This window comes from Stenotrophomonas sp. YJH_SMC_54, from assembly GCF_059368435.1.
Window position 1 is genome coordinate 97,521 of sequence record NZ_JCAFRS010000004.1, and the last position, 23,820, is coordinate 121,340.

The 23,820-nt window shown below is 67.7% G+C and carries 24 protein-coding genes; 12 read left to right on the plus strand and 12 right to left on the minus strand.

The window, feature by feature from the left end:
* Nucleotides 1-120 precede the first annotated feature (120 nt).
* Together AC5P5S_RS06125 and AC5P5S_RS06130 are read left to right on the plus strand one after the other, a co-directional pair.
* Entirely contained in the window at nucleotides 121-1,086 is a 966-nt protein-coding gene (locus AC5P5S_RS06125) for a hypothetical protein (RefSeq protein WP_032967023.1), read from the plus strand.
* On the plus strand, nucleotides 1,083-1,457 hold the full coding sequence (locus tag AC5P5S_RS06130) for a hypothetical protein (protein WP_005411254.1): 375 nt from the start codon (nucleotides 1,083-1,085) through the stop codon (nucleotides 1,455-1,457). Before AC5P5S_RS06125 ends, AC5P5S_RS06130 begins: the two co-directional genes overlap by 4 nt.
* A 96-nt stretch (nucleotides 1,458-1,553) precedes the next feature.
* On the opposite strand, the gene accC is transcribed toward AC5P5S_RS06130, so the two are convergent.
* The 4 genes from accC to AC5P5S_RS06150 all read right to left on the minus strand — a co-directional run bounded on the left by accC (nucleotide 1,554) and on the right by AC5P5S_RS06150 (nucleotide 5,028).
* Nucleotides 1,554-2,921 carry an acetyl-CoA carboxylase biotin carboxylase subunit gene (gene accC, locus AC5P5S_RS06135; RefSeq protein WP_005411253.1) on the minus strand — a complete coding sequence of 456 codons (1,368 nt, stop codon included), beginning with the start codon at nucleotides 2,919-2,921 and terminating at the stop codon, nucleotides 1,554-1,556.
* A gap of 10 nt (nucleotides 2,922-2,931) precedes the next feature.
* Nucleotides 2,932-3,411, minus strand: a complete 480-nt coding sequence (gene accB / locus AC5P5S_RS06140) for an acetyl-CoA carboxylase biotin carboxyl carrier protein (protein WP_005411252.1) — start codon at nucleotides 3,409-3,411, stop codon at nucleotides 2,932-2,934.
* Between the two features lie 59 nt (nucleotides 3,412-3,470).
* Entirely contained in the window at nucleotides 3,471-3,914 is a 444-nt protein-coding gene (gene aroQ / locus AC5P5S_RS06145; protein WP_005411251.1) for a type II 3-dehydroquinate dehydratase, read from the minus strand.
* A 385-nt stretch (nucleotides 3,915-4,299) separates the two neighbouring features.
* A complete protein-coding gene (locus tag AC5P5S_RS06150) occupies nucleotides 4,300-5,028 on the minus strand; it encodes a DOPA 4,5-dioxygenase family protein (RefSeq protein WP_033834056.1) in 729 nt (242 codons plus the stop codon).
* 166 nt (nucleotides 5,029-5,194) lie between these two features.
* Here AC5P5S_RS06150 and AC5P5S_RS06155 point away from each other — a divergent pair, with 166 nt between their 5' ends.
* The gene (locus AC5P5S_RS06155) at nucleotides 5,195-6,022 is read left to right on the plus strand and encodes an isocitrate lyase/PEP mutase family protein (protein ID WP_062605528.1); all 828 of its coding nucleotides are present in this window, start codon (nucleotides 5,195-5,197) and stop codon (nucleotides 6,020-6,022) included.
* 33 nt (nucleotides 6,023-6,055) lie between these two features.
* On the opposite strand, the gene AC5P5S_RS06160 is transcribed toward AC5P5S_RS06155, so the two are convergent.
* The gene (locus AC5P5S_RS06160; RefSeq protein WP_062605529.1) at nucleotides 6,056-6,592 is read right to left on the minus strand and encodes a hypothetical protein; all 537 of its coding nucleotides are present in this window, start codon (nucleotides 6,590-6,592) and stop codon (nucleotides 6,056-6,058) included.
* 126 nt (nucleotides 6,593-6,718) lie between these two features.
* Here AC5P5S_RS06160 and AC5P5S_RS06165 point away from each other — a divergent pair, with 126 nt between their 5' ends.
* Nucleotides 6,719-7,315 carry an NAD(P)H-dependent oxidoreductase gene (locus tag AC5P5S_RS06165; protein WP_005411247.1) on the plus strand — a complete coding sequence of 199 codons (597 nt, stop codon included), beginning with the start codon at nucleotides 6,719-6,721 and terminating at the stop codon, nucleotides 7,313-7,315.
* Between the two features lie 16 nt (nucleotides 7,316-7,331).
* Entirely contained in the window at nucleotides 7,332-7,925 is a 594-nt protein-coding gene (locus AC5P5S_RS06170) for a TetR/AcrR family transcriptional regulator (RefSeq protein WP_049460171.1), read from the plus strand.
* A gap of 13 nt (nucleotides 7,926-7,938) precedes the next feature.
* Here the strand turns inward: AC5P5S_RS06170 and AC5P5S_RS06175 are convergent, their stop codons facing one another.
* The gene (locus AC5P5S_RS06175; protein WP_062605530.1) at nucleotides 7,939-8,733 is read right to left on the minus strand and encodes a D-alanyl-D-alanine carboxypeptidase family protein; all 795 of its coding nucleotides are present in this window, start codon (nucleotides 8,731-8,733) and stop codon (nucleotides 7,939-7,941) included.
* Between the two features lie 121 nt (nucleotides 8,734-8,854).
* Between AC5P5S_RS06175 and AC5P5S_RS06180 the strand changes: the two genes are divergently transcribed.
* Nucleotides 8,855-10,408 carry an alkaline phosphatase gene (locus AC5P5S_RS06180; RefSeq protein ID WP_012481402.1) on the plus strand — a complete coding sequence of 518 codons (1,554 nt, stop codon included), beginning with the start codon at nucleotides 8,855-8,857 and terminating at the stop codon, nucleotides 10,406-10,408.
* 42 nt (nucleotides 10,409-10,450) lie between these two features.
* Nucleotides 10,451-11,017, plus strand: coding sequence for a GIY-YIG nuclease family protein (locus AC5P5S_RS06185; RefSeq protein ID WP_012481401.1), 567 nt, complete (start codon nucleotides 10,451-10,453; stop codon nucleotides 11,015-11,017).
* Nucleotides 11,018-11,024: 7 nt separating this feature from the next.
* Here the strand turns inward: AC5P5S_RS06185 and AC5P5S_RS06190 are convergent, their stop codons facing one another.
* The gene (locus AC5P5S_RS06190) at nucleotides 11,025-11,168 is read right to left on the minus strand and encodes a hypothetical protein (RefSeq protein WP_171956675.1); all 144 of its coding nucleotides are present in this window, start codon (nucleotides 11,166-11,168) and stop codon (nucleotides 11,025-11,027) included.
* A 98-nt stretch (nucleotides 11,169-11,266) separates the two neighbouring features.
* Between AC5P5S_RS06190 and AC5P5S_RS06195 the strand changes: the two genes are divergently transcribed.
* A complete protein-coding gene (locus AC5P5S_RS06195) occupies nucleotides 11,267-12,166 on the plus strand; it encodes a LysR substrate-binding domain-containing protein (RefSeq protein ID WP_005411241.1) in 900 nt (299 codons plus the stop codon).
* Nucleotides 12,167-12,197: 31 nt separating this feature from the next.
* Here the strand turns inward: AC5P5S_RS06195 and AC5P5S_RS06200 are convergent, their stop codons facing one another.
* From AC5P5S_RS06200 to AC5P5S_RS06210, 3 genes are all read right to left on the minus strand, one after another.
* Complete coding sequence (locus tag AC5P5S_RS06200) at nucleotides 12,198-12,914, minus strand: ABC transporter substrate-binding protein (RefSeq protein WP_005411240.1); 717 nt, start codon at nucleotides 12,912-12,914, stop codon at nucleotides 12,198-12,200.
* 62 nt (nucleotides 12,915-12,976) lie between these two features.
* Nucleotides 12,977-14,500, minus strand: a complete 1,524-nt coding sequence (locus tag AC5P5S_RS06205; protein WP_062605534.1) for a carotenoid oxygenase family protein — start codon at nucleotides 14,498-14,500, stop codon at nucleotides 12,977-12,979.
* Between the two features lie 26 nt (nucleotides 14,501-14,526).
* The gene (locus AC5P5S_RS06210) at nucleotides 14,527-14,949 is read right to left on the minus strand and encodes a DUF2141 domain-containing protein (protein WP_012481398.1); all 423 of its coding nucleotides are present in this window, start codon (nucleotides 14,947-14,949) and stop codon (nucleotides 14,527-14,529) included.
* 156 nt (nucleotides 14,950-15,105) lie between these two features.
* Here AC5P5S_RS06210 and AC5P5S_RS06215 point away from each other — a divergent pair, with 156 nt between their 5' ends.
* The 3 genes from AC5P5S_RS06215 to AC5P5S_RS06225 are packed head-to-tail and all read left to right on the plus strand — an operon-like array spanning nucleotide 15,106 to nucleotide 17,235.
* Entirely contained in the window at nucleotides 15,106-16,206 is a 1,101-nt protein-coding gene (locus AC5P5S_RS06215; protein ID WP_062605537.1) for a sensor histidine kinase, read from the plus strand.
* On the plus strand, nucleotides 16,203-16,841 hold the full coding sequence (locus AC5P5S_RS06220; protein WP_005411236.1) for a response regulator transcription factor: 639 nt from the start codon (nucleotides 16,203-16,205) through the stop codon (nucleotides 16,839-16,841). Before AC5P5S_RS06215 ends, AC5P5S_RS06220 begins: the two co-directional genes overlap by 4 nt.
* Before the next feature lie 22 nt (nucleotides 16,842-16,863).
* Nucleotides 16,864-17,235, plus strand: a complete 372-nt coding sequence (locus AC5P5S_RS06225; RefSeq protein WP_062605539.1) for a VOC family protein — start codon at nucleotides 16,864-16,866, stop codon at nucleotides 17,233-17,235.
* A 65-nt stretch (nucleotides 17,236-17,300) separates the two neighbouring features.
* On the opposite strand, the gene AC5P5S_RS06230 is transcribed toward AC5P5S_RS06225, so the two are convergent.
* Nucleotides 17,301-18,140: an arylamine N-acetyltransferase family protein gene (locus AC5P5S_RS06230; protein ID WP_062605540.1), complete on the minus strand. Its 840-nt coding sequence runs from the start codon at nucleotides 18,138-18,140 to the stop codon at nucleotides 17,301-17,303.
* A 203-nt stretch (nucleotides 18,141-18,343) separates the two neighbouring features.
* On the opposite strand from AC5P5S_RS06230, the gene AC5P5S_RS06235 reads away from it, so the two are divergent.
* Nucleotides 18,344-20,881 (plus strand): methyl-accepting chemotaxis protein, encoded by a 2,538-nt coding sequence (locus AC5P5S_RS06235; RefSeq protein ID WP_087802544.1) that lies wholly within the window; start codon nucleotides 18,344-18,346, stop codon nucleotides 20,879-20,881.
* A 46-nt stretch (nucleotides 20,882-20,927) separates the two neighbouring features.
* Here the strand turns inward: AC5P5S_RS06235 and AC5P5S_RS06240 are convergent, their stop codons facing one another.
* On the minus strand, nucleotides 20,928-23,447 hold the full coding sequence (locus AC5P5S_RS06240) for a PepSY domain-containing protein (protein ID WP_231336643.1): 2,520 nt from the start codon (nucleotides 23,445-23,447) through the stop codon (nucleotides 20,928-20,930).
* Between the last annotated feature and the right edge of the window lie 373 nt (nucleotides 23,448-23,820).

The following is a 23,820-nucleotide window of genomic DNA, read 5'->3' on the forward strand; positions in this document are numbered from 1 at the left end:
GGAGCGTCTCCGTACTGCCTGAGATGCCGCTTGGAGATGAACGGAACCGATTCAGACAGGCCTGGCGGGCCTTGCTAAACTTGCTGCTTTCCTGTGCGCCATGAACGCTCACTGCCGCCAATGGCCTTTGCTCCGACCCTGAAAACCTGGTTGCTCGTGCTGCCGGCGGTGGCCGTGCTGGGCGTGGCCGGGTATCGGGCCAGCGGCCATGCCGGGTCGGTACCGGTGACCGCAGGCGAACTGCCGACGGCGCAGGTTGCGGCGGACGATGCGGCGCCCCTGCCGGTCGTGCCGGAAGCGTTGGCGCGTCGCCTGGCGGCGTTCGAGCGCGGCAACGCGCTGCCTTCGGGCCTGCCGCTGGACCTGCGCGCGGACATCGAGGATGCGACCGATCTGTACGCCTACGCGCAGCGCCTGCGCGTGCAGGCCGACGACGGCAATCACGAGGCGCGCTGGATGCTCAGCCGGGTCTACGACTACTGCGCGCAGTACGCCATCGATCCGGGCGGTTATCGGTTGGACAACAATGTGCTGGCCGGGCTTGGCCTGACCGCTGCACCGGCGATGGTGCAGGCGCGCGAGCGCGTGGCGCAGCGCTGTGGCGGCTTCGTGCCGGGCGACAAGCTGGGGTCCGCGCTGGTGCTGGCCGAGCGCCGCAAGGCAGCCACGCAGGGCAACCTCGCAGCGGAAGCATCGCTGTTTGCCGAAGGCGAGCCGCTGAATGACAGTCCCGAGTACCGCCGTGACCTGGTCGAGCGGGTGCGCACATCGCGCGATCCGGAGGCCTTCATGGCCATTGCACCGGGCATGGGCGTGCGCGCGGCGGGCGACCAAGCGCTCACTGGCCTGGTGGCGGGAGAACAGCTCAGTGAACTGGCGTGGCGGGTTGCGGCCTGCGAGCTCGGTCTACCGTGTGGTGCCGACAGCGTGCTGGTCAACAGTTTTTGCGCGAATGGAGGGATCTGTTCGCAGGATGGGACGCAGGATTTCCGGGATTTCGTGTATGACGCTGCGGTTTCGCGGCAAGGTGCGGGGAAAATGAAGCAGTGGATCAAGCGATTGGTTGGAAAGAGGGGCGGGCAATGAACTACCGTCGATTCCTGCATGGGGCCAAGTTCTGGTTCTGGGTGGCACTGTTCGTGGCCTATTCGGCCGGCGCGGTCGGGCTGTTGATGATCGACACCTATGAAGATCGTTACCGGCATCTGTCGAAAGTGGAACTGACCACGGTGAAGGCGCAGGAAGATGTGCGCCGCGTGGGTGCCAGCCAGGTCGCTGCGGTCTATCGCGCGCAGAGCGGCATGCCGTTCGCATCGTTGCCGGCAGGCAGTACCTTCCAGGTGGTGTGGCCCGATGGGTCCACCGAGACGATGGTGATCGTCGACCCGAGCTCGCCCAATGGTGTACGCCCGCTGGCGAATTCGCAGATCCCGGCCGAAGCTGCCGACAAGCGCTGATGCACCTGCCGTAGAGCCGAGCCCACGCTCGGCTCCACGGCAATGGAAAAGGGCGGGGATATCCCCGCCCTTTTCATGTCCAGTACCTGCTGCCGATCAGGTCAGTGCGATCGGCTTGTTCTTGCGCTCGGCAAGACGCTTTTCCAGGTAGTGGATGTTCTGGCCACCGGCCTGGAAGCCCTTGTCGCGCATGATCCGCTGCTGCAGGGCGATGTTGGTCTTGATGCCGTCGACCACCATCTCGCTCAGCGCCACCCGCATGCGGGCGATGGCGGTTTCGCGGTCCGGGCCGTGCACGATCAGCTTGCCGATCATCGAGTCGTAGTTCGACGGCACGCGGTAGCCACTGTAGATGTGGGTATCCACGCGCACGCCGGGGCCGCCCGGCGGATGGAAGCCGGTGATGGTGCCCGGGCTCGGCACGAAGGTCTCGGCGTCTTCGGCGTTGATGCGGCACTCGATCGCGTGGCCGGTCAGCACCACGTCGCTCTGCTTGATCGACAGCTTCTGTCCGGCGGCGATCTTCAGCTGCTCGGCCACCAGGTCGATGCCGGTGACCATTTCGGTGACCGGATGTTCCACCTGGATGCGGGTGTTCATCTCGATGAAGTAGAAGCGGCCGTCTTCGTACAGGAACTCGAAGGTGCCGGCGCCGCGGTAGCCGATGCGCACGCAGGCTTCGGTGCAGACCTTGCCGATCTGCTCGCGCTGTTCGGCGGTGATGCCCGGTGCCGGCGCTTCTTCCACCACCTTCTGGTGGCGGCGCTGCATCGAGCAGTCGCGCTCACCCAGGTGGATGGCGTTGCCCTGGCCGTCGGCCAGCACCTGGATTTCCACGTGGCGCGGGTTCTCCAGGAACTTCTCCATGTAGACCTCGCCATTGCCGAACGCGGCCTTGGCCTCGCTCTTGGTGGTTTCGATCGAGGTCTTCAACGAGGCCTCGGCATGCACCACGCGCATGCCGCGACCGCCACCGCCACCGGCCGCCTTGATGATGACCGGGTAGCCGATCTCACGGGCGATCTTGGTGTTGGCGACGATGTCATCGCCCAGCGGGCCGCCCGAACCGGGCACGCACGGCACGCCGGCCGACTTCATCGCGCGGATGGCTTCGACCTTGTCGCCCATCATGCGGATGGTGTCAGCCTTGGGGCCGATGAAGATGAAGCCGGATTCTTCCACGCGCTCGGCGAAGTCGGCGTTCTCCGACAGGAAGCCGTAACCGGGATGGATCGCCTGCGCGTCAGTGACTTCAGCGGCGGCGATCAGCGCCGGAATGTTGAGGTAGCTCTGCGGCGACGGCGCCGGGCCGATGCAGACCGACTCGTCGGCCATGGCCACATGCTTGAGGTTGCGGTCGACCGTGGAATGCACGGCCACCGTGCGGATGCCGAGGGTGTGGCACGCGCGCAGGATGCGCAGCGCGATCTCCCCTCGGTTGGCGATGACGACTTTGTCGAGCATGGCGTGCCCCTCAGCCGATCACGAACAGCGGCTGGTCGAATTCCACCGGCTGGCCGTTCTCGCCGAGGATGGCGACGATGGTGCCGGACGTGTCGGCTTCGATCGGGTTGAACATCTTCATTGCTTCGATGATGGCCAGGGTCTCGCCTTCCTTGACCTGCTGCCCCACGGTGACGAAGGCCGGCTTGTCCGGTGCGGACGACGCGTAGAAGGTGCCGACCATCGGCGAGCGCAGCACGTGGCCTTCCGGCAGTGCCGGGCCCGGCTTGGCGGTGCCGCCGGTGGAGGCTTCGGTCGGCGACTGCATCGGCATCGCCTGCGGTGCCGGGGCGGCCGGAGCGGCGTACACCGGGGCGGCGACCGGGGCGGCATAGCCGGCCACCGGGGCACGCGACAGGCGCACCGACTCTTCGCCTTCCTTGATTTCGATTTCAGCCAGGTTCGACTCTTCCAGCAGGTCGATCAGCTTCTTGATTTTGCGCAGATCCATGAGGGCCTCTTTGGTTTCTATCTAGGTGAGGAGAGCGCCGTGGGCGCCCGGGTCGACAATCAGGTGGCGGATACCCGCAGCAGCGCCGCGTCCATCGCGTAGCGGTAGCTGTCGGCACCGAAGCCGCACACCACGCCCACCGCCTTGTCACTGAAGTAGCTGTGCTGGCGGAACGGTTCGCGGGTATGCGGGTTGGACAGGTGGATCTCGATGAACGGCACCGCCACCGCGGCCAGCGCATCGCGCAGGGCAACCGAGGTGTGGGTGAAGGCGGCGGGGTTGATCAGGATGAAAGCGGTTCCGTCGTCGCGTGCGGCCTGCACGCGGTCCACCAGCACGTGCTCGGCATTGGACTGCAGGCTCTCCACCGCGTGTCCGGCGGCCGATGCCTGGCTGGCCAGGGCCTGGTCGATGTCGGCCAGCGTGGTGTGGCCGTAGACCTCCGGCTCGCGTGTGCCGAGCAGGTTGAGGTTGGGGCCGTGCAGGACCAGCAGCTTCGCCATGGGATCCGGAAGACGGGAAAGGGCGGCAGTCTGGCGGAAGCGGCGGATGCTGTCCAGTTCGGCGAAGTTTGCAGCGTTTCAATCGATCGTTTGAAATCTGCCGGAGCGCTTGTGGCCGTATGGCGGGCGCTGGATCAAGGCGCGCTGAATGGCTCGCAGGCCGGGGATGCATGCACGTAGGCCGACGATGGCGGCAGGCATGGGCAGGGCTGATGCTGTCATGGGTGGTGCTGCAGTAGATCCACGCCACGCGCGGATGAGGCCACCATTCAATAGATCCACGCGATGCGTGGATGGAGGACGTTCGGTACGCAGCACGCTACGCACCCACCGAGGGGCAGCCCAAGGTGCGCCGCACGCCTACTGCCCCCCGCCACGCCCCCGCTCACGTCTCCAGCGGCACCGTCGGCACCACGTTCGGGAACACCTCTTCCAGCGGTTCCCGTTCTCCAGGCTTCGGTGCCGGCCAGTTGTAGGCATTCACCGGCTGCGCGCGGTTTACCCACAACGCGTAATACAGGTGGTCGGCGCGGCCATCACCGGTATTGGGGTGGATCAGGATGGTCAGGCCCAGGCTGTTGAGCTGCAGCCAGGGCACCAGCACCGGCAGCAGGTCGTTGGTGAAGCCGAAGTAGAACGACGGGGTGACGTGCGGCCCGCGTGGTTCCAGGTTCCAGTTGCCCAGCTCCACCGGGAAGCGCTCGGCCGCCCAGCGCCGCAGCAGCGCAGCCTTCTCGAAGCTGTCCTCGTCGAAGTAGATGTGCGCGTGATAGCTCTTGATGTCGGTGTAGGCGCGTGGGGTCACGGGCAGGGTGGCCTCGCCGGGACGCACGCTGGCCGGGCGCGGGGTCGGTTCGCTGGCCGTGGCCTGGCCCCAGGGGCTGCGCCCTTCCGGTGCTGGCGGCACGATGGCACGGAAGCCGGGGCGGCCAGGCTCGGTGGTATTCACCGCGTCGTTGCCGCGCGGTGCTGCGGCGGCGGTCGAGGCACTGGCCAGGCCGCCAGCGGCCAGACCCGCCGAAGCGATCAGGCGGCGCCGTGCCGGCGAAAGCAGGTCGGCCCAATGGGCGTCATCATCGCCGGCGTCGGTGAGGGTCTGCGGGTCCGGGTGCATGAAGGGCTCCGTGGCGGCATCGTGTGGGCAGGCAAGCACGCTCGGGCACCCGCATCCACAGCGTCCAATAAGCAGGGGGCATCACCTCATGCAGGTGCGCCCCGTTGTCGTTGAGCGTGGCCGCTGGGCGGGCTAGGGTGCAGGTCTGCCGCCCCGGAGCCCTTCCATGATCTCGCCCGATGCCGCCACACAGCAAAAGCGCGCGTTCTTCCGCCAGCTGCACGCGCAGGGTTGCTTCGTGCTGCCCAACCCGTGGGATGTGGGCAGTGCCCGCTACCTGCAGCGGCAGGGCTTCCAGGCACTGGCCACCACCAGTGCCGGCTGCGCCTGGAGCGAAGGGCGGCCGGACGGAGCGGTTTCGCTGCAGGCCACGCTGGCGCATCTGCGCGTGATGGTGGCAGCGACTCCATTGCCGTTGAATGCCGACTTCGGTGATGGCTTCGGCGCCACGCCGCAGGCGGTGCAGGAGGCGGTGGCCGCGGCGATCGACACCGGCATTGCAGCATTGTCGATCGAGGATGCCAGCGGCGTGGCCGATGCACCGCTGCGTCCGATCGACCAGGCGGTCGAGCGCCTGCGCGCTGCCCGTGCAGCCATCGACCGCGCGGGTGGCGACGTGCTGCTGGTCGGCCGCGCCGAGAACTTCTTCGTTGGCGTGCCGGATCTGCAGGACACCCTGCAGCGCCTGCGTGCCTACGCAGAGGCCGGTGCCGACGTGCTGTATGCACCTGGCATCAGCACGCGCGAGCAGATCAGCGCGGTGGTCGCCGCTGCCGGGTCGAAGCCGGTGAACCTGCTGGTCGGTGTACCGACACCGCTGCGCCTGCAGGACATTGCCGCGCTCGGCATTCGCCGGGTGAGTCTGGGCGGCGCACTCGCCCGTGCCGCGTGGGGCGGGCTGATGCAGGCGACCCAGCCGATCGTGCAGGACGGACGCTTCGATGGGCTGCAGCAGGCGGCGTCCGGGGCTGCCTTGAACGCGCTGTTCCGCTAGATCCACGCCGTGCAAGGCGGGAGGGGCCGGCGACTACAGCGCCTCGGTCTCCCGCTTGGGTAAGGTCACGTCGGGTTCCAGCGCTGGCAGCAGTTGGCGAAGCAGGTTTGGATTGCCCTGCAGCCCGGTGCCATCCAGATACGTCCAGCCGGAACCACCAACGCGGCGCACGGCCACCATGAACGTGGTGCTGCGCATTGGGGTTTCACGCACCCGTATCAGGGATTGGCGTGGCACGAAGCAGACTTCTTCCTCTCCGGCAGCATAGGTCCGGGTCGGCACACCTACATCTTCGCTGATGATCACTACACCGGCGTTGTGCTGCTTCTTCAACGCATCACGGGTGATCGCCTGGAAGGCGTCATCGCCGCCGGCCAGTCGCTTGAGGCTGGGATGGGTACGTTCGATGAGGAAGTCCGCATCGCCGCGGGCGTATGCAGCCATCATGGCGCGCACATCTTCGCGCAGAGCCTTCGCATCACTGGGACTGAGTTCACCTGCGAAGGCGGATGGCAGCAACAGCAACAGCGACAGCAGCATCAGCATCGTCAGGGGCAGGCGTCGATCCATGTTCGGGTGTCTCACAGGGCACCGCCGCACTATACGGTGGATGCGAAAACAGCGTCCCATCGATGGCGCTGGTATCCCGAAAATCACTACTTACTATTGGTAGGTATTGATTTCTGGAGACCCCCCATGCACAGCCTCATTGTCATCGCCCACCCTGAACCCGGTTCGCTGACCCATGCGATGGCGCATCGCATCGGCGATGCCATCACTGCCGCCGACGCCCGCAACACCGTGGCCTACGCCGATCTGATGGCCGAAGGCTTCGATCCGCGCTTCAACGCCCAGGACCAGGCCTTGTTCCGCAGCACTGGCGCGGTACCGGCCGACATCGCCGCCGAGCACGCACGGCTGGAGGCCACCGATACACTGGTGCTGGTGTTCCCGTTGTACTGGTGGTCGTTCCCGGCACTGCTGAAGGGCTGGATCGACCGTGTCTTCACCAACGAATGGGCCTACGCACAGGACGCGCAGGGCAAGCTGGTGAAGAAGCTGCAGCGCCTGAACGTGCATCTGGTGGGGCTGGGCGGTGCCGACGCAGCGATGGTCGAACGACGCGGCTACGATGCGGCGATGAAGACGCAGATCGACATGGGCATCTTCGACTACTGTGGCGCACGCGTGCTGACGTCCGACCTGCTGCTGGATGCCGATACCGGTGCGGCTGGAGCGCATCTGCAGACCGCGCTGGCGATCGGCCGTAAAATAGGCACTCCGATGCGCTGATCGCCGTGTTCCGCCGATGCCCGCCAACGCCGCTCCCACGCGCCGCCGATTGACCCGCGAGCAACGCGCCCGCCAGTTGCTGGACGTGGCCTGGGCGCTGGTTGGTGAAGAAGGCACCGACGCGTTGACGCTGGGACGGCTGGCCGAGGCGGCCGGTGTGACCAAGCCGGTGGCCTACGATCACTTCGTGACCCGCAACGGCCTGCTGGCCGCGCTCTACGATGACTATGACGGGCGGCAGACGGTGGTCTTCCACGAGCGTATCGGCCGCGCCCGCGCGCAGCTGGCCGACCGTGCGGCGGCCATCGCCTCCGGCTACATCGACTGCATCCTCAGCCAAGGCAGTGAAGTGCAGGGCATCCTCGCAGCGCTGGTGGGAGCGCCGGAACTGCACGAGGTGCGGCGGCGTTACCAGCAGGACTTCATCGACAATTGCAACATATGGCTGGGTCCGTTTGCCGCCGATGGCACGGTGCCACTTGCTGGGCGCTGGGCGATTCTCGGTGCAGCTGAAGCCCTGTCCGAAGCCGTGGCGGCAGGCGCACTGGACAAGACCAACGCCGAGGCCGAGCTGCAGCGGCTGATCGTGGCGACGGTCGAGCGGCGCTGAGCGGCTTCGGGCGTCAGGCCCCGGCAGTGCTGCTGGCCAGCGTGGCGAATCCTGCCGCCAGCTGATCGCGCACCAGTGCGTCGCGCGCGTCGCGGCTTTCAGAACCCAATACCACGGTGATCAGGCGTACCGGCTGATCCCGCCCGGGCACTGCCCGGCATGCGGTGGCGGCCAGGCAGAAGCCTGCTGCCTGGGTGTAGCCGGTCTTCAAGCCATCCACGCCATCATCGCCAAGCAGCGCATTCTGGTTGTTGCGGCTGAAGCTGCCATGCACGAACGCGCGCTGCGCGGTGATTGCCAGTATCTGCGGATGGTCATTCAGCAGGCAGGCGGCCAGCACCGCCATGTCGCGCGCGCTGGATGCATGGCGCGGCGTGGTGATGCCGGAGACGCTGGCGAACCAGCTGCTGCGCAGGCCGAGCTGGCGTGCGTGCCGGTTCATGCGCTCCAGGAACGCAGGCTGCGATCCGTCCAGGTGGCGCGCGATGGCCAGCGCCGCGTCATTGCCGGAGACGATCATCAACCCCTCCAGCAGGCGCGCGAGCGTGACCGTTTCGCCGGGCACCAGGCCCATGCGCGTTTCATCGTCGGCGACCGCATGCACGTCGTCGGCGGCGATGGTGACTTCGTCGCCCCACGAGCGCCCGCGCTCCTCGACACATTCGTAAGCCGCGTAGGCGGTCATCAGCTTGGTCAGCGAGGCCGGCTGCCTGGCGATATCCGCGTTGTGCTGGTGAATCACCGCGAAAGTTGCCGCATCGAGGGTGATGGACGACAGCGGTGCACGCGCAGGAGCAGGAGACGGCATGGAAGCGACGATGGTAGCGGGGACCCTGGAGGATAGTGTGCGGCGGCTGCACGAAGCTGAAATATTGAAACGATATAACGTATCGCCATTGTGGGCCGCCGATGGCCCGACGGGACATCCGATGACTGCACGCATTCCACGCCGCTGGCTTCATTCTTCGTTGCTGCTCGCGCTGGCCGCACTTGGCGGCTGCCAGCCCAACCTGCGCGCCGAGGCTGTTTCCACCGCCGAAGCCGGTCCGCTCAATGTGATCGTGATGATCAACGACGGTGCCGGCTGGGGTACCTGGGACGCTGCCGCCTACTGGCAGTACGGCAGCCGTGAAGGCGCACCCTATGCGGATTTCCCACTGCGCCTGGCGGTGACCACCTTTCCCTTGAACGCGAGCAGCCAGCCGACCGGTGACAACGCGCAGACGCTTGGCTACGACCCGGGCAAGGCCTGGGATGACGCGCCGGTTCCTGCGCAGGACCTGCCCTTTGCGGGCTACCAGTACCTGGCCGCGGTGGCTACCGACAGTGCGGCGGCGGGCACTGCGCTGTCCTCGGGGATCAAGACCTACAACAACGCCATCAACTTCAACAACGATGGCCAGCCGGTCGAGTTCAATACGCTGCGCGCCAAGCGCCTGGGCATGGCCACCGGCGTGGTCACCTCGGTGCCGTTCGCGCATGCCACGCCGGCCGCGTTCGCGGCGCAGAACGAATCGCGCAGCAACTATCACGCCATCGCACACCAGATGCTGGCGCAGGGCCACATGGACCTGGTGATGGGCACGGGTGGCCCGGGCTACAGCGTCGACGGCCGCGCCTGCCATGAAGGTACGGACGCCGCGAAGGCGGAGGGCTGTGCGAATCCATGGGAGTGGGTGTCGCAGCAGGATTGGCAGCAGCTGGAAGCGGGCAGCACCATCGGCGGCAATCCGGCGGGACCGTGGCGCCTGATCCGCAGCAAGGAAGCGTTCGCCGCACTGGCGCAGGGACGGTTGCCGGCCGACCGGCCGCTGATCGGTGTACCGCGCGTGGCCAACACACTGCAGCAGGCGCGCCAGCTGCAGGTGCTGGGCAAGGATGCAGCCACGCCTTCGGGAGTGATGAAGATCGACAGCGTGCCCGATCTGGCGACGATGACGCGTGGCGCACTGCAGTTCCTGCAGCAGCGCTCGTCCAAGGGGCTGTACCTGATGGTGGAAGGCGGCGCCACCGACTGGGCCGCACATACCAGTGCGTGCGGCACCGAATGGCATTACGGCCAGTGCAGCGATCAGCCGCAGTATGGCCGGCTGATCGAAGAGACCGTGGAGTTCAATGACGCGGTGGAGGCGGTGGTCGACTGGATCGAGCGCAACGGTGGCTGGGAGCGCAACCTGCTGATCGTCACCACCGACCACGACAACAGCATGCCGATGGGCCCGGATGCACAGGACGTGGCTTTCGCGCCGGTACGCAACAACGGTCGCGGCCGCATGCCCGGAATCAGCTTCCGCCCCACCGGCAACCACTCCAACGCGCTGGTGCCGCTGTGGGCCAGGGGCGCCGGCGCGGAGCTGCTGGGCAAGCGCGTGCGGGGCGTCGATGCCGGCTACCGTCAGCACGTGCGCTGGAACGACGGCAGCTACATCGACAATACCGACGTGGCTGCCGCAGTGCAGGAAGTGCTGCAGCGTCCACGGTAACGCCCGGTTGCACGCGGGCTGTTGTCGAGGCAGCCTGCGTACATGCAGTCGGATATCCGCATCGACGGTCGTGTCTTCGCCTACGTCTTCCCCTGTGCGTGGGAAGACTACGCGAAGATTGGTTTCTCACGTGATCCGCTTGGGCGCATCAGCGCATTGCACCGGCGTTGGTTCGAGTTCTTCGATCTCGACGCCGGTGCGCTGGTGGAAGCGGAAAGCGAGCGCGATGCGCGGGATCTGGAGCTGCAGCTGCGTTCGCCGTTCAAGGCGCACCGCGCTCCGGCGCCGATGACGGTCCAGGACAAGGCTGGAGGCCGCACCGAATGGGTACGTGGTGCCAACCACGCTTTGTCGCTTGCGGTTGCCGGCCTGGGCGAACAGGGCTATCGCTGTTATCCACTGAAGGGATGGCTGCGAGCCGCGCTTCGCCTGCGCATGGACCGGCTGCACGACTGGGCGGCGGTGCAGTTTCCCGAAGAGGAAGGCCTGCGGATCCCCGGTGGCCCCGGCGAAAGAGCGCTGCGTGACACCCTCGACGGTTGTCAGGCATTGGACATCGATCCGATCCCGTGGCTGCCTGAACACGTCCAACGCTGGCATGCAGGTTGAGGAGCGTTCAACGGGCTCGCGGCGGCTGAACCGGCGCGGCCGGTTGCCGCGCGGACTGCGGGGCAGGTGCGGACGGGCTGGCCAGCTGGCGTGCCAGCTCGGCGCTGGCCACGTGGCCCTGCAGGAACAACAAGCCGCCGAAGATGTTCATGAGCGTGCCTCCACTTGAGTGGATTGCACGATACGGGCAGCATGGACGGGCAAAAAGCGACATTTCCGCAAGCATGACTTGAGAGAATTTCAAGCTTTATGTCCCGCCCTCCGCTCCATGCCCTCCAGGGCTTCGTGGCTGCCGCCCGGCTTGGCAACCTGTCGCGCGCGGCGGCGTCGATGAACCTGACCGTCAGCGCGCTCAGCCACCAGATGAGGCAGCTGGAAGAACGGCTCGGGCAGCCGCTGCTGATCCGCCAGCCGCGTGGTATCACCCTTACCCTTGAGGGGCAGCGCCTGCTCGAGCAGGTGGGGCCGCATCTGGATGCGATAAACGAAGCCTTCCAGCCCTATGCCGCGCGTGCCGAGCACGTGCTGACGATCAGTGCGGTGCCATCGATGGCATCGGCCTGGCTGGTGCCGCGCCTGGGTCACTTCGTGGCTGAGCATCCGCAGATCGAGATCAACCTGCAGTCGAGTGAGCGCCTGATTGATTTCGAGCGGCAGCGCCAGTTCGACGCCGCGCTGCGGCTGGGCAGCGGGCAATGGCCGGGCCTGGTGGTGGAACCGCTGTTCGACGAGTGGCTGGTGCCGATGGCGAGCCCCGCGCTGATCGAGCGCATGGGGGGCATCGACCGTGTACCGCTGACCCAGTGGCCGCTGCTCGGTGATCCCGACGGCGCGTGGGGCGCCTGGTTCGCGTTGAGCGGGCAGAGCCCGCCATCGCGCTTCGTGGCGGTGCTGGATGATTCGGAGGCGCACCATCGCGCCGCACTGGATGGCGTAGGCGTGGCCCTTGGCCGGGTGACCCGGGCACGCCTGCTGCTGGAATCCGGCCAGCTGGTCGCGCTGTCCAGCCAGCGCCTGAAGACGGCGTGGCCGCATTGGCTGGTGTACCCGCAGCGCTCGGCCAGCCATCGCGGCTTCCTCGCGTTCCGCGACTGGCTGCATGCGCAGGCCGCCGAGCATGTGCAGCACATGGCGGACGCGCATCTGTAACGCCGCGCGGTGCTCGATCTCGACTCTGCAGTCACTGCACCAGGGTGACCGCCTGCCCGGCACGCGCGAACGCTTCCTCCAGCAACGGGCCCGCCTTGATCGCTTCCACTTCCTCAAACAGCGCCCGCAGCGCATCGGCCGGGCGTGAGGCCGGTGCCGCCACTGCCTGCTGGATCGCGGTGAAGCGATCGGCCAACACCCGATGGCCGGGATGTGCCTTCGCCCAGGCCGCCAGCGGCTGGCGTACACCGGCGGCGGCATCCAGGCGGTGCTGGTCGAACAGGGCGATGGCCGCTGCCGAGGTGTCCGCCCGCTCGATCGTGGCATGGCGCAGTTCCCGGCTCAGGAACAGGTCATAGGCCGCGCCACGCCCCACCGCGATGCGCAGTCCGTCGCGGTCGAGGTCGGCCACTTGCTGCGCCGGGCTGTCTTCGCGCACCAGGTAAGTGCCTTCGATCTCCACATACGGAGCGCTGAAGGCGATGCGGTCGGCACGCGCCGGATCGATCGCCAGGAAGGCCAGATCCCAGCCGTCTTCGCCCGCTGCGGCGACCACCGAGGCTGCGGCATCGTGGCAGGTGAAGCGTGCCTGCACCCCCATCCGTTGCGCTAACGCGGTAGCCAGTTCCAGCGAGGGGCCGCGCGGTGAGCGCGCATCGCCCTGTGCCAGCACCGGGTTGCCCAGGTTGATCGCCACGCGCAGGAAACCGTGCGGTGCCAGCGTACGTCGGTGGTCGGCCAGGGACATGCAGGACTCCACGGGGCAGGGGAGACCCAGCATGCCAACAACGGTGTCCGCGTGGCGTGGACTCAGCCGCGCGCGGCGAAGGTGCCGTGGAAGCCCAGTGGCACCGCATACGGCAGCCACGCCTGGGCCAGCGGACCGTCATCCACATGGCGCGCATCCAGCACGGCCAGACCGCTGCGCTGGTTCACCGGATCGAGCAGGGTGCCGATCAGCCAGCCGTCATCGGCGTTGCGGCTGCCCGGGCGCGGTACGAACACATGCTCTTCGGCCATGATGTCCGCCCCGTAGTTCCAGAGCTGGCGGCGCCCATGCTCGATCTCGAACGCGGCCACCGCGTTGAAGTACGGCGCAGTGGCCGTGCCGTCGATGGTCGGCGCATACAGCCGTGCGCCACGTGTGTTCGCCGAGCGCGGGTCGAACAACGGGAACTCCACCGCGCTGATGCCCAACGTCTGCCAGCGGGCCTGTCCACGACGCAGGTCCAGATGCAGCTCGACCAGGCTGGCGCCACTGTTGGCCGCGTGTGCGCCATCACCGGCCATCGCTTCCTTCATCGGCGAGCGCGCCTCGTTGATGTCGTCGTGGCGCACTGCGCGCAGCACGATGCCGCCATCGCGGGTGAACGCGTCGCCGAAGTGGTAGATCGCCGCGAACGGGGCCTCGAACCATTGCGCCTTGTCCGGCGCATCCTTGGCGACCACCGCGATGCGCACCGGACGCTGCGGTGCGAACTGCATGCGCTCGAAGAAGCTGCCACCTGCGCCGGTGAAATCGAACGGCATCATCACGAACACCAGGTGCTGGTCGGTCATCGCGAAGGCATGCAGGTAGCCATGCTCGGGTGTTTCGATCACATTGGCGCTGCGCAGCTGGCCGTCCACACCGATGTGCCAGACCAGCAGGCCATGGCCCCCCATCAGGCTGATCGAGCCGAAGTTCCAGAGGCTCCCGTCGTGGTCGGTCAGCGGGTGCGCCGAGAACGGCAGCGCCGCCAGGTCCGGACGCCAGGTGACAGGGCCAAGCGTCTGCAGCGAATCCGGGTCCACTTCGAACGCCGAACCGGATTCGCACAGGGCGAACAGGCGGCCATTGATCATCGTCACCGAGGTGTTGGCCACGTTGGCATCATCGTTGTTGCGTACCGCCAGCGCACCGGGAATGCTGGTGCCGGCGGCCGGATACTGGAAGCGGCCGGCCTTCTGTTCACGGGTGAATTTCGGCGTGGCAACCATGCGCCCGTGATGGGTCAGGCTGCCATCACCATTGAAGCGCCAGCCATGCACCATGCCGTCGCCGTCGAACCAGTGGTCGTAGCGGAAGCCATCGCGCTCGGTCCACGCCGGACCGTTGCGGTACAGCGTGCCAGCCAGGCCTGACGGCAGCTTTCCCTGCAACTGCACGGTGGCCGGACCGAGGCTTTCGCTGCCGACGCTGCGCCAGCCGAGCAGCCAAGGGTGTTCCTGCATGCCCTGCGCGAACCGCGCCGGGTCGCCGGCGAAGGCGGGAGCGCTGCGCAGCGCGGTGGTGCCCAGGGCCAGACAGGCACTGCTGCTGAGCAGGGTACGAAGGAAGCGGCGACGGTCCATGGTGGCCTCGGGTCTGGATGCAGGAATCAGCGCAGGGTGATGTCGATGGCGGTGCCGGCGGCCGGTACGTCGACGCGCGCCTCGTCGAAGGTCGGCTTGCGCATCACCTGCGGATTGTTGCTGAAGCCGTAGCCCTCCACCGGCATGCCGACCAGGTTGGTGTCGAGCTTGCCGTTGTCGTTCTCGTCGTGGGTGAGCAGCACGGCATAGCTGCCGGCCGGCACGCCCTTGAACGTGAAGTGGGCGCTGTCGCCGCTGGGCGCCGCCTGCTGGGCCTGCACGGGCCTGGCCTTGCCGTCCCAGGCGGCGGCGCTGTCGACCAGCGCAACGCGCAGGGTGCCGGTCTGCACACGGACGTCGTGCACGGTCACGGCCAGGTCGGCGGCGTGGGCACTGCCGGCCAGGGCCAGGGCAGTCAGGGCGGTGCTGAGCAGGGCGGTGCGGATCATGGCAGTGGCTCCGGAAGTGTGTGTGGCGGTGTGGCGCCAGTCTGCGTGCGACCCTGCACCGGGTTCAGGGCCAGTGGTCATCGATTCGACGTGCCAGAAGTCACTTTCTGCGCCGGACCCATTGCCGCCGGCGTGCGCGGCGGTCAGCATCTGGCCATGCCCAGCCTGTTCCGCCATCTGTTGCGTCCCCTCAGCCTCGCCGGCCTGGCCACCGTGCTGGTGGTGGGCCTGTCATTCGCGGTGCAGCGCAACGGTGCCGGGCTGAGCCTGCTGCTGCTTGCCGTGTTCCTGCTGCTGTTCGTGGTGCACGGCTGGGCGTCGGTGCCATCCCGCGTGCGCGCTGTCGCGGCGGTGTTGCAGGCGTTGCTGGCGGTCGTGCTGGTTGCGCTGCAGCCGCGTACCGGCACCGCACCGGTACTGCTGGTGGTGCTGGTGGCGCAGCTGGCCGAGCATTGGCCACCGCGCTTCGTGCTGGCTGTTGCACTGCTGGCCAACCTCGCCATGTATCTCGTGCTGCGCTACAGCGGCTTCAGCCAGCCGCTGCTGGTGGTGCTGCTCTATGGCGGCTTCCAGGCCTTTGCTGCACTGACCGCACACTATGCCCGCAGCACGGCGCTGGCCCGCGATGACCTGGCCCGCGTCAATGCCGACCTGCTGGCCACCCGCGCGCTGCTGGCCGACAGCGCACGCGATGCCGAGCGCCTGCGCCTGGCGCGCGAACTGCACGATGTGGCCGGGCACAAGCTCACCGCGATGCGCTTGAACCTGCGTGCCCTTGCGGCCGACCCTGTGTTGGCCAGGCGCGAAGGATTGGTGCTGGCCGAGCAGCTGTCCGGCGAGTTGCTGACCGACATCCGCCAGGTGGTGCAATCGATGCGCGATGATCGCGGCCTCGATCTGGCCACCGCATTGCACGCGCTGGCCGCGCCGTTCCCGCGCCCGAAGCTGCAGCTGCAGATCGGCGAGTGCGTGCGCGTGGTTGACCCGCTGATGGCCGAGACCGTGCTGCGCCTGGTACAGGAAGCGCTGACCAATGCCGCCCGGCATGGCAACGCAGACACCGTATGGCTGACGATCAACGAGGAGGATTCCCGGTTGCGTATCGACATCCGTGACGACGGCCAGCGCGCCGAACGTATCCGCGAGGGCAACGGCATCGCCGGCATGCGTGAGCGCCTGGCCGCAGTGCGTGGCCAGTTGGAACTGGCCCGCACCGCACAGGGCGGCATGCACCTGACCGCCTGGGTGCCGGCATGAACGGCAGCGCGATCCGTGTTGCCCTGGCCGACGACCAGGCGCTGGTCCGCGCCGGGCTGCGTGCGTTGTTGCAGGGGTTGGGCGTGGACGTGGCGCTGGAGGCCGAGGAGGGCCAGGCGTTGCTGGACGCGCTGTCCACCCAGCGCGTGGATGTTGTGCTCAGTGACATCCGCATGCCCGGGATGGACGGCATCGAAGCAGTGCGCCAGCTGCGCGCGCGCGGCGATGCGACGCCGTGGCTGCTGCTGACGACCTTTGATGAAAGTGATCTGCTGCTGCGTGCCAGCGAGGCCGGCGCACAGGGCTTCCTGCTCAAGGACGCCGCACCCGCAGACCTGCGCGAGGCGATCGAGCGCGTCGCCGCAGGTGAAACCCTGCTGCTGCCGGTCAGCACCGAGCCGGTACGCGCCCGCTACCGCTTCCACGATGAAGCACCGCCCACCGATACCTTCGGGGAACGCGAGGTGGCGATCCTGCGCTTGCTGGCCGGTGGCTACAGCAACAAGGAGATCGCGCGCAGCCTGTTCCTGGCCGAGGGCACGGTGAAGAACTACGTGTCCGCCATACTCGACAAGCTGGGCACCCGCGATCGCACCCGTGCGGTGCTGAAGGCGATTACCCTGCGCATCATCTGAGTGGACCGAGCAAGGAGTGCCAGTGAACCCGATCCTGCATGTGGAAATCCCGGCCAGTGACCTGGACCGTGCCATCACGTTCTACCAGCGGTGGCTGCAGGTCGCGGTGGACGAACCTGTCGTGCTGCACGACTGCCGGATGGCCTACCTGCCGTTCTCCGATGAGGCCGCCGGTGCCAGCATTGCGCTGGTGCTCGGCGCGGACTACCGGCCTTCCGAACAGGGGGCGCGCGTCTACATCGGCGTCGATGACCTGGATGCGAGCCTGGAGCGAGCACTGCAAGCGGGCGCCGAGCTGTGCTTCGGCCCCGCCGACGCGGGCGACTGGCGCGTGGCCGAGATCCGCGACAGCGAAGGCAACCACATTGCGCTGCAGGCGCGCGCAGCTCTGTAGAGCCGAGACCACGCTCGGCTGCTGTTGGCCCAGCCGCTCCAGCTCAGCCGAGCATGGGCTCGGCCCTACAAGGTCGCGGCGCGCGAGCGCTGCAGCCAGTCATTGATGGCCGGGTCCAGTCGCGGGTCGTCCGGTAGCTGCATGCCGAAGCGCTGTTGCAGCACGGCACGCACATCACCCACATCATGCAGCGGGCGCTTGTCCGGTGCCTGCCCGGGGCGATACTCGGTGTAGTTGCCGCTGCCGATGGTGCGGCGCCAGTCCGGCCCGGTCAGCGACGCGCGCAGCTGCCCGGGGAAACTGGAATCGGGATGGGTGCACACGTACCAGTTGCCCACCACGTTGTCGATCGGTGCCGGCGCCTGCAGGTCGAACCGATACATCGCCCGCCAACCATCGTTGGACTCGGCCGACAGCACGAAATCACCCTCGTCGTGCAGGCGCTGCAGCAGATAGCGTTCGTGCGGCGTGGCCTGCGGCTGCGGATCATGCAGGCGCAGCGGCACGGTCGGGGTCAGGCTGCCGAAACCGGCATCCACCAGCCAGGCGTCGCTGTCGACGTCCACGCGCAGCAGCAGGTGGGTACGCGCGGTCAGTTCGCCGTCCTGGGCGGCCAGCAGTACCCGCGCGCTCAATGGCTGCGCATCGAAGCCCAATGCCTGCAGCAACGCCAGCAACCCGCCATTGAGTTCGAAGCAGTAACCACCGCGGCGCTCGTCGAGCAGCTTGCGCTGCACGCTGTCCAGGTCGATCGGCACCGCATCGCGCAGCAGGCAGCTGAGGGTCTCGAAGGGCAGCAGTGCGTTGTGGCGCTGCTGCAGCAGGGTCAGGCCGGCCAGAGTCCGCGGTGGCGGCGCATCCAACTGCAGGCGCTGCAGGTAGCGGGGGACATCGAGCGTCGTCATGGAGGCACCGGGCGGGGGAGGGAGGTCCACTGTGCTCCCCCAACCGGGGTTGAGGTCAAGCGCGGCGGCCGTGTCATGCCTCCGTCGCCTGCACCCGGTACAAAGGCCGCGTCCACCAGCGATGGGGGGACGCAGACGAAGAAAGCGCTAAAGTTGCCCTGAATCCGGCCGATACAGGTGCGTCTTTCCGCCTGGAGTCTGTCATGTCGGCCGTTGTCCCCCACCTCCGGTCCCTGCGCACGCGCCTTGCTGCGTTGCACTCGGCGTCCCCCGGGCTGCTGCGCTGGCTGCAGCCACATCGGCTCAGCGTGGCCAACAAGCTCAAGGCGACCCTGTGGGTCTGTGGCCTGGGCCTGGTGGCGATCGCCGCTGTCTACGCCTGGACTGGCCATGCCAACGCACTGGCTGCACGCAGCCAGGCCAGTTACCAGCGCGGCAGCGATCTGGCTGCCAGCCTGTCCACGCGGGTGGCCGAAGCGCGTCGCCTGCAGACCCAGTATGCACGCAGTTTCGATGATGCCGACCGCGCGCAGCTGTTGGCCACGCAGACGGCGTTGCAGACCGATCTGCAGGCGCTGCGCGCGACGCCGATGGATGCTGGCCGGCGCAAGGCCCTGCAGGCACTGACCGAAGCTGCCGACGCGTTCTCGCAGGGTGTGGCCGCCCTGTTCGGACGTGTCGACGAGATGGGCCGTGGTGATGCCGGCCTCGCTGCGCAGTTGCAGCAGGCCGCCGACACGCTGCAGGCGCAGGTGGATGTGCAGCAGCGGCCCGCGCTGGCGCTGTCCCTGCAGAAGATGCGAAGGCAGGAGGCGCTGCTGCTGCTCGACGGTGATTCCACCCACGCCGATCGCGCCAGCGAGGAAAAGCTGCCGTTCGACCTCGCGCTGGCGGGCCTGCCTGCGGATGTGCAGGACACCCTGCGCACCGGGATGGAGGCATATCAGGCCGCATTGCTGGGGTATACCGCTGCCCGCGTCGGCCTGGATGTGGAAGCGCAGTCGCTGCTGGATACCGCCGCGGGCGTAGCGCCGGCGCTGGCCGCATTCCAGCAGGCACAGGTGGCGGCGCTGGCCAGGGCGCAGGCACGCCAGCAGGCCGGCGCGCGCACGATGAGCGTGCTGTTCGCACTGACCCTGCTGCTGGTGGCCGGCGTGCTGATCACCAGCCTGGTGCTGGTGCTGCGTGCGGTGCGCCAGCCGATCCAGGACACCCTGCGTTTCGCCAGCGACATCGCCGACGACCGCCTCGACACCACCCTGCGCGTCTACAACGCCAACGATGAAATCGGCCAGCTGGCCCAGCGCCTGGTCGACATGCAGCAGCGCCTGCGCGCGCGCATCGAGACCGAGCGTGCGGTGGCCCGCGGCAACACCCGCGTGCGCCAGGCATTGGACAGCGCACAGGCCGGCTTGATGGTGATTGATGCCGAAGGCCTGGTGGCGTACGCCAATCCGGCGCTGCTGGAGCAGCTTGCACTCCGGCTTGAAGATCTGGTGGGGAGCGACGCGGTACGCCTGCATCCGGCACTGGCCAGCCTGGCTGGCGTGCGCCAGCGCGAGGAGCGCGAGATCGGTCATGCCGGCGTCCGCTACCAGTTGATCGCCAATGCCATCACCGACGAAGGGCATTTCCTCGGCGTGGCAGTGGAGTGGCGCAGCCGCGCGCTGGAAACGCTGCTGGAAACCGAAGTGGCAGCACTGGTTGACGCCGCCGCACATGGCGACCTGCACGGCCGCATCGCGCTGGAGGGAAAACAGGGCTTCGTGCGCACGTTGTCGACCAGCATCAACCGCCTGCTGGCGACCTTCGAGACCAACCTCGGCGATCTGCAGGCGCTTCTGGCGGCGCTGGCCCGTGGTGACCTCAGCGTGCGCATGGAAGGTGAGCTGCAGGGCGTGTTCGCACGCATGCGCGACGATGCCAACGCCACGGTCGCGCAACTGGGCCGCATCGTCACCCGCATCCAGCAGGCGACGTCCAGCCTCGACACCGGCGTTGGTGAGATCGTTGCCGGGCACCATGATCTGTCGCAGCGTACCGAACAGCAGGCGGCCAACCTGGAAGAGACGGCAGCGTCGATGCACGAGTTGACCGACACCGTTGGCCGCAATGCCGATGCCGCGGGCCGCGCAGATGCCCTGGTGCAGGGGGCGGCCGCGGTGGCCCAGCGCGGTGGCGAGGCCGTCGGCCAGGTGGTCGCGACCATGCATGGCATCAGCGAGGCCTCGCGGCGGATCGGCGACATCACCCAGCTGATCGATGGCATCGCTTTCCAGACCAACATCCTCGCGCTGAATGCCGCGGTGGAAGCCGCGCGCGCAGGTGAGCAGGGCCGCAGCTTCGCCGTGGTGGCTGCGGAAGTGCGCCTGCTGGCCCAGCGCAGTGCCGAAGCGGCCAAGCAGATCAAAGGACTGATCGAGGATTCGGTGGCGCGTGTTGGCCAGGGCAACCAGCAGGCCGAGCAGGCGGGCATCACGATGGGCGAGATCGTTGGCAGCGTGCAGCAGCTGGCCGAGCTGCTGGCCGGTATCCGCAGTGCATCGCAGGACCAGCATGCCGGCATCGCGCAGGTGAAGCAGACCATCGTGCAGATGGAAGCCAGCACCCAGCGCAACGCCAGCCTGGTGGAAGAGGCTGGTGCCTCCACCGCGCAGATGCAGGCGCAGGTACACGCGCTGACCGAAGCGGTGGGCGCGTTCCAGTTGCAGTCGATGCCACAGGCGCGCGCTGCGGCCTGATCGTGCTCCGGTAGTGCCGGCCGCTGGCCGGCACTACCCTTGTGGCTCAATACACGTCGCGACGGTAGCGCCCGGTCTCCAGCAGCGTTTCCACTTCTTCATCACCCAGTGCTTCGCGCAGCACCTGGTCCACGCCTTCGGCCATGCCCAGCAGCGAACCGCAGACGTGGATGACCGTACCACGCTGCATCCAGTCGCGCAGGGCATCGGCTGCTGCACGCAGGCGATCCTGCACATAGCCGCCCTCACCATCGCGCGAGAACGCCAGGTCCACCCGCGCGAGATGGCCATCGGCCTGCCACGCTTCGATCTCATCGGCGAACAGGAAGTCGTGCGCGCGCTGGCGTTCGCCGAACAGCAGCCAGTGCCCGTGCTCACCTGCATGCGCGGCTTCGCGCAGCAGGCTGCGCAGGCCCGCGATGCCGGTGCCATTGCCGATCAGCACCATCGGCGCACCGCCAACGTGATGGAAACCGGGGTTGCGGTGCACGCGGGCCACGATGCTGGCACCGACCGGCGCATGCAGCGACAGCCAGCCCGAACCCAGGCCGGTGCGTCCGGTTTCGTCATGGACCAGCCGTACCACCAGTTCGACCGCACCGTCATCCGTACAGGATGCGATGGAGTACTCGCGCCCCGGCAGCAGTGGCAGCCCTGCCAGCCAGAGGCACGCATCCTGCACCGCCAGCGCAGCATCGGCATCGGGCAGCTCGCGCTCGCTGGCCAGCGCCAACAGCGTGCGCGGCTGGCCGTCAGTCAGCAGCGGCTGCTGGGGATCCAGCCCATGTGCCTTCAGCACCGCAGCGGCGTGCCGCGCGTTGTGGCGGGGCGCGATGTGCAGGATGTCGCCCGCCTGCCACTGCACATCGGCCGGTGGCGCAAGACGGATGCGCCAGATGGCGCCGCCCATGCTGCCTGGATTGAGGCGGTCACGGCCGAGCAGGCGCCACTCGTGCATCTGCGTCGCGGCCGGCAACACGCTGTCATCGGTGGCGATGCCGGTCAGCGCGCCGAGATGTTGCTGCCACTGGCGCAGCGCCGGTATCGCGGCGGCATCGACATCGATGCGCTCGAACAGCGCACGTGCGCCGTTGCCCAGCAGCCAGCCATCGAATTGGCGGCCAAAGCCGCAGTAATGCGGGTACTGGCGGTCACCCAGGGCGAGCAGGCCGAACTGCAGGCCCGACAGATCGGGCGCTTGTGCCAGCAGCCGCCGCGCAGCGCCCCGTGCCGCATCCGGCGGCTCGCCATCGCCGAAGGTGCTCAGCACGAACAATGCCTGCGCAGTGCGCGCGAGCTGCGTGGCATCGACCCGGGCCAATGGCAGTACCTGCACGCCATGGCCAGCGGCCTGCAGCTGCGCGGCGGCACGCCAGGCCAGCTGCTCGCCCAGCCCGCTCTGGCTGGCATGCACGACCAGCCAAGGTGCGCGGCCATCATCGGTGGCAACCGGCAGCGACCGGCGCAGCCCGCGCGCGGCACGCTGGCTACGGCGGCGGTCCAGGTACAGCATCCAGCCGGTGATGAAGAACAGGCTCATGGCCAGACTGCTGAGCATCACCACGACACGCCCGGGCATGCCGAAGTAGCTGCCCGAGTGCAATGCGAACACGCTGGTGGCCAGCTGCGCGCCGGCGCCCTGGCGCGCGTAGGGGCGCGAATCGAGGATTGCCCCGCTGGCCGGATCCAGCTGCAGCAGATCATGTGCACGGTCATGGTGGCCACCGCGCTGTGACGGATCGCCAGCCATCACCCGCACGTTGAGCGCCTGGCCAGGCTTTTCCGGCAGGCGCAGGTCGATGTAGCCGGTGTGCACGCCGGGCAGGGCATACAGCGTGGCTTCGATGCGCTCCAGGTTCAGGGCGGTGTCGGTGGCGACCTTGTGCTTGGCGGCCGGTGCGACGCCCAACAGGGTGTTGGCGGCACTGCGATACCAGTCGAAGGACCACCACAGGCCGGTCAGCGCACTCATCAGGTAGATCAGCAGCATCCAGGTGCCGACCACCGAGTGCAGGCTCCACAGGAAGCCACGGCCGCTGCGTTTCCATTCCACCGCCAGCCAGCTGCGCCAGTGCCACCAGCGGCGCGGCCAGCGCAGGTAAAGACCGGACAGGGTGAAGAACAGCAGCGCGATCGCACAGCTGCCGGTGATCCACTTGCCGCGCTCGCCCGCGGCGAGGTGGCGGTGCAGGTCCTCGACGAAGTCGAAGAACGCCTGCCCACGCAAGGCACTGAAGCGCTCGCCGCTGTACGGATCGAAGTAGACCCAGTGTTCCTTGCCACCAGCGAAGCGTGCCACCGAGGGCCGCTGCCCGGTGGCGTCCACGCGCAGGCGCTGCAGGGGGCGATCACTGCCGGCCTGCAGCAGCGGCACCAGCTCGCTGAGTTCAAGCGGAAGCTGGCCGTCGGCATGGTGCTCGGCGATTTCGGTGAAGCCGGGGTTGGCCGCCCGCAGCAGTTCGTCCTCGAAGGACAGCACGGCGCCGCTGAGGCCCATCACGGCCAATACGGCACCGGCGGTGATGCCCAGCAGCCAGTGCAGTTGGAACAGGACGTTCTTGAACATGGAAGGAGGAGGGCCTGGAAGGCTGCCGCCCGCATCCTGCGCAACAGCAAATGAGAATTAGTCGCGGAATTCTCCGTGGCGGACGGGCTACGGTCAAGGAGGGTTTTGTTGCAGGGCTTTGCAGCCCTGCACCCGCTACAAGCCGGAGCAACGTCAACGTCAAAAGCTGGCTTTCCGTGGGTTGGCGGGGTGGGGCCGGTTGAGGGGGACGCTGCAAGTCCCCCTCCGGGGCCCGGCCCAGCCGCTGGCGGCTGTGCGTTCGGGCGCTTGCGAAGCAGTGCTTCGCAAGCAAAGCGCCCTCACCCATGTAAGCTCGGTCGCCGCATCCATGCGGCTCACGCCCCCTCAACCGGACCCACCCCGCCTTCGACAG

Bases quoted from the DNA above. Each gene is read 5' to 3' on its own strand.
- AC5P5S_RS06125 (WP_032967023.1), top strand. From the start codon at position 121: ATGGCCTTTGCTCCGACCCTGAAAACCTGGTTGCTCGTGCTGCCGGCG.
- AC5P5S_RS06130 (WP_005411254.1), top strand. From the start codon at position 1,083: ATGAACTACCGTCGATTCCTGCATGGGGCCAAGTTCTGGTTCTGGGTG.
- accC (WP_005411253.1), bottom strand. From the start codon at position 2,921: ATGCTCGACAAAGTCGTCATCGCCAACCGAGGGGAGATCGCGCTGCGC.
- accB (WP_005411252.1), bottom strand. From the start codon at position 3,411: ATGGATCTGCGCAAAATCAAGAAGCTGATCGACCTGCTGGAAGAGTCG.
- aroQ (WP_005411251.1), bottom strand. From the start codon at position 3,914: ATGGCGAAGCTGCTGGTCCTGCACGGCCCCAACCTCAACCTGCTCGGC.
- AC5P5S_RS06150 (WP_033834056.1), bottom strand. From the start codon at position 5,028: ATGCACCCGGACCCGCAGACCCTCACCGACGCCGGCGATGATGACGCC.
- AC5P5S_RS06155 (WP_062605528.1), top strand. From the start codon at position 5,195: ATGATCTCGCCCGATGCCGCCACACAGCAAAAGCGCGCGTTCTTCCGC.
- AC5P5S_RS06160 (WP_062605529.1), bottom strand. From the start codon at position 6,592: ATGGATCGACGCCTGCCCCTGACGATGCTGATGCTGCTGTCGCTGTTG.
- AC5P5S_RS06165 (WP_005411247.1), top strand. From the start codon at position 6,719: ATGCACAGCCTCATTGTCATCGCCCACCCTGAACCCGGTTCGCTGACC.
- AC5P5S_RS06170 (WP_049460171.1), top strand. From the start codon at position 7,332: ATGCCCGCCAACGCCGCTCCCACGCGCCGCCGATTGACCCGCGAGCAA.
- AC5P5S_RS06175 (WP_062605530.1), bottom strand. From the start codon at position 8,733: ATGCCGTCTCCTGCTCCTGCGCGTGCACCGCTGTCGTCCATCACCCTC.
- AC5P5S_RS06180 (WP_012481402.1), top strand. From the start codon at position 8,855: ATGACTGCACGCATTCCACGCCGCTGGCTTCATTCTTCGTTGCTGCTC.
- AC5P5S_RS06185 (WP_012481401.1), top strand. From the start codon at position 10,451: ATGCAGTCGGATATCCGCATCGACGGTCGTGTCTTCGCCTACGTCTTC.
- AC5P5S_RS06190 (WP_171956675.1), bottom strand. From the start codon at position 11,168: ATGAACATCTTCGGCGGCTTGTTGTTCCTGCAGGGCCACGTGGCCAGC.
- AC5P5S_RS06195 (WP_005411241.1), top strand. From the start codon at position 11,267: ATGTCCCGCCCTCCGCTCCATGCCCTCCAGGGCTTCGTGGCTGCCGCC.
- AC5P5S_RS06200 (WP_005411240.1), bottom strand. From the start codon at position 12,914: ATGTCCCTGGCCGACCACCGACGTACGCTGGCACCGCACGGTTTCCTG.
- AC5P5S_RS06205 (WP_062605534.1), bottom strand. From the start codon at position 14,500: ATGGACCGTCGCCGCTTCCTTCGTACCCTGCTCAGCAGCAGTGCCTGT.
- AC5P5S_RS06210 (WP_012481398.1), bottom strand. From the start codon at position 14,949: ATGATCCGCACCGCCCTGCTCAGCACCGCCCTGACTGCCCTGGCCCTG.
- AC5P5S_RS06215 (WP_062605537.1), top strand. From the start codon at position 15,106: ATGCCCAGCCTGTTCCGCCATCTGTTGCGTCCCCTCAGCCTCGCCGGC.
- AC5P5S_RS06220 (WP_005411236.1), top strand. From the start codon at position 16,203: ATGAACGGCAGCGCGATCCGTGTTGCCCTGGCCGACGACCAGGCGCTG.
- AC5P5S_RS06230 (WP_062605540.1), bottom strand. From the start codon at position 18,140: ATGACGACGCTCGATGTCCCCCGCTACCTGCAGCGCCTGCAGTTGGAT.
- AC5P5S_RS06235 (WP_087802544.1), top strand. From the start codon at position 18,344: ATGTCGGCCGTTGTCCCCCACCTCCGGTCCCTGCGCACGCGCCTTGCT.
- AC5P5S_RS06240 (WP_231336643.1), bottom strand. From the start codon at position 23,447: ATGTTCAAGAACGTCCTGTTCCAACTGCACTGGCTGCTGGGCATCACC.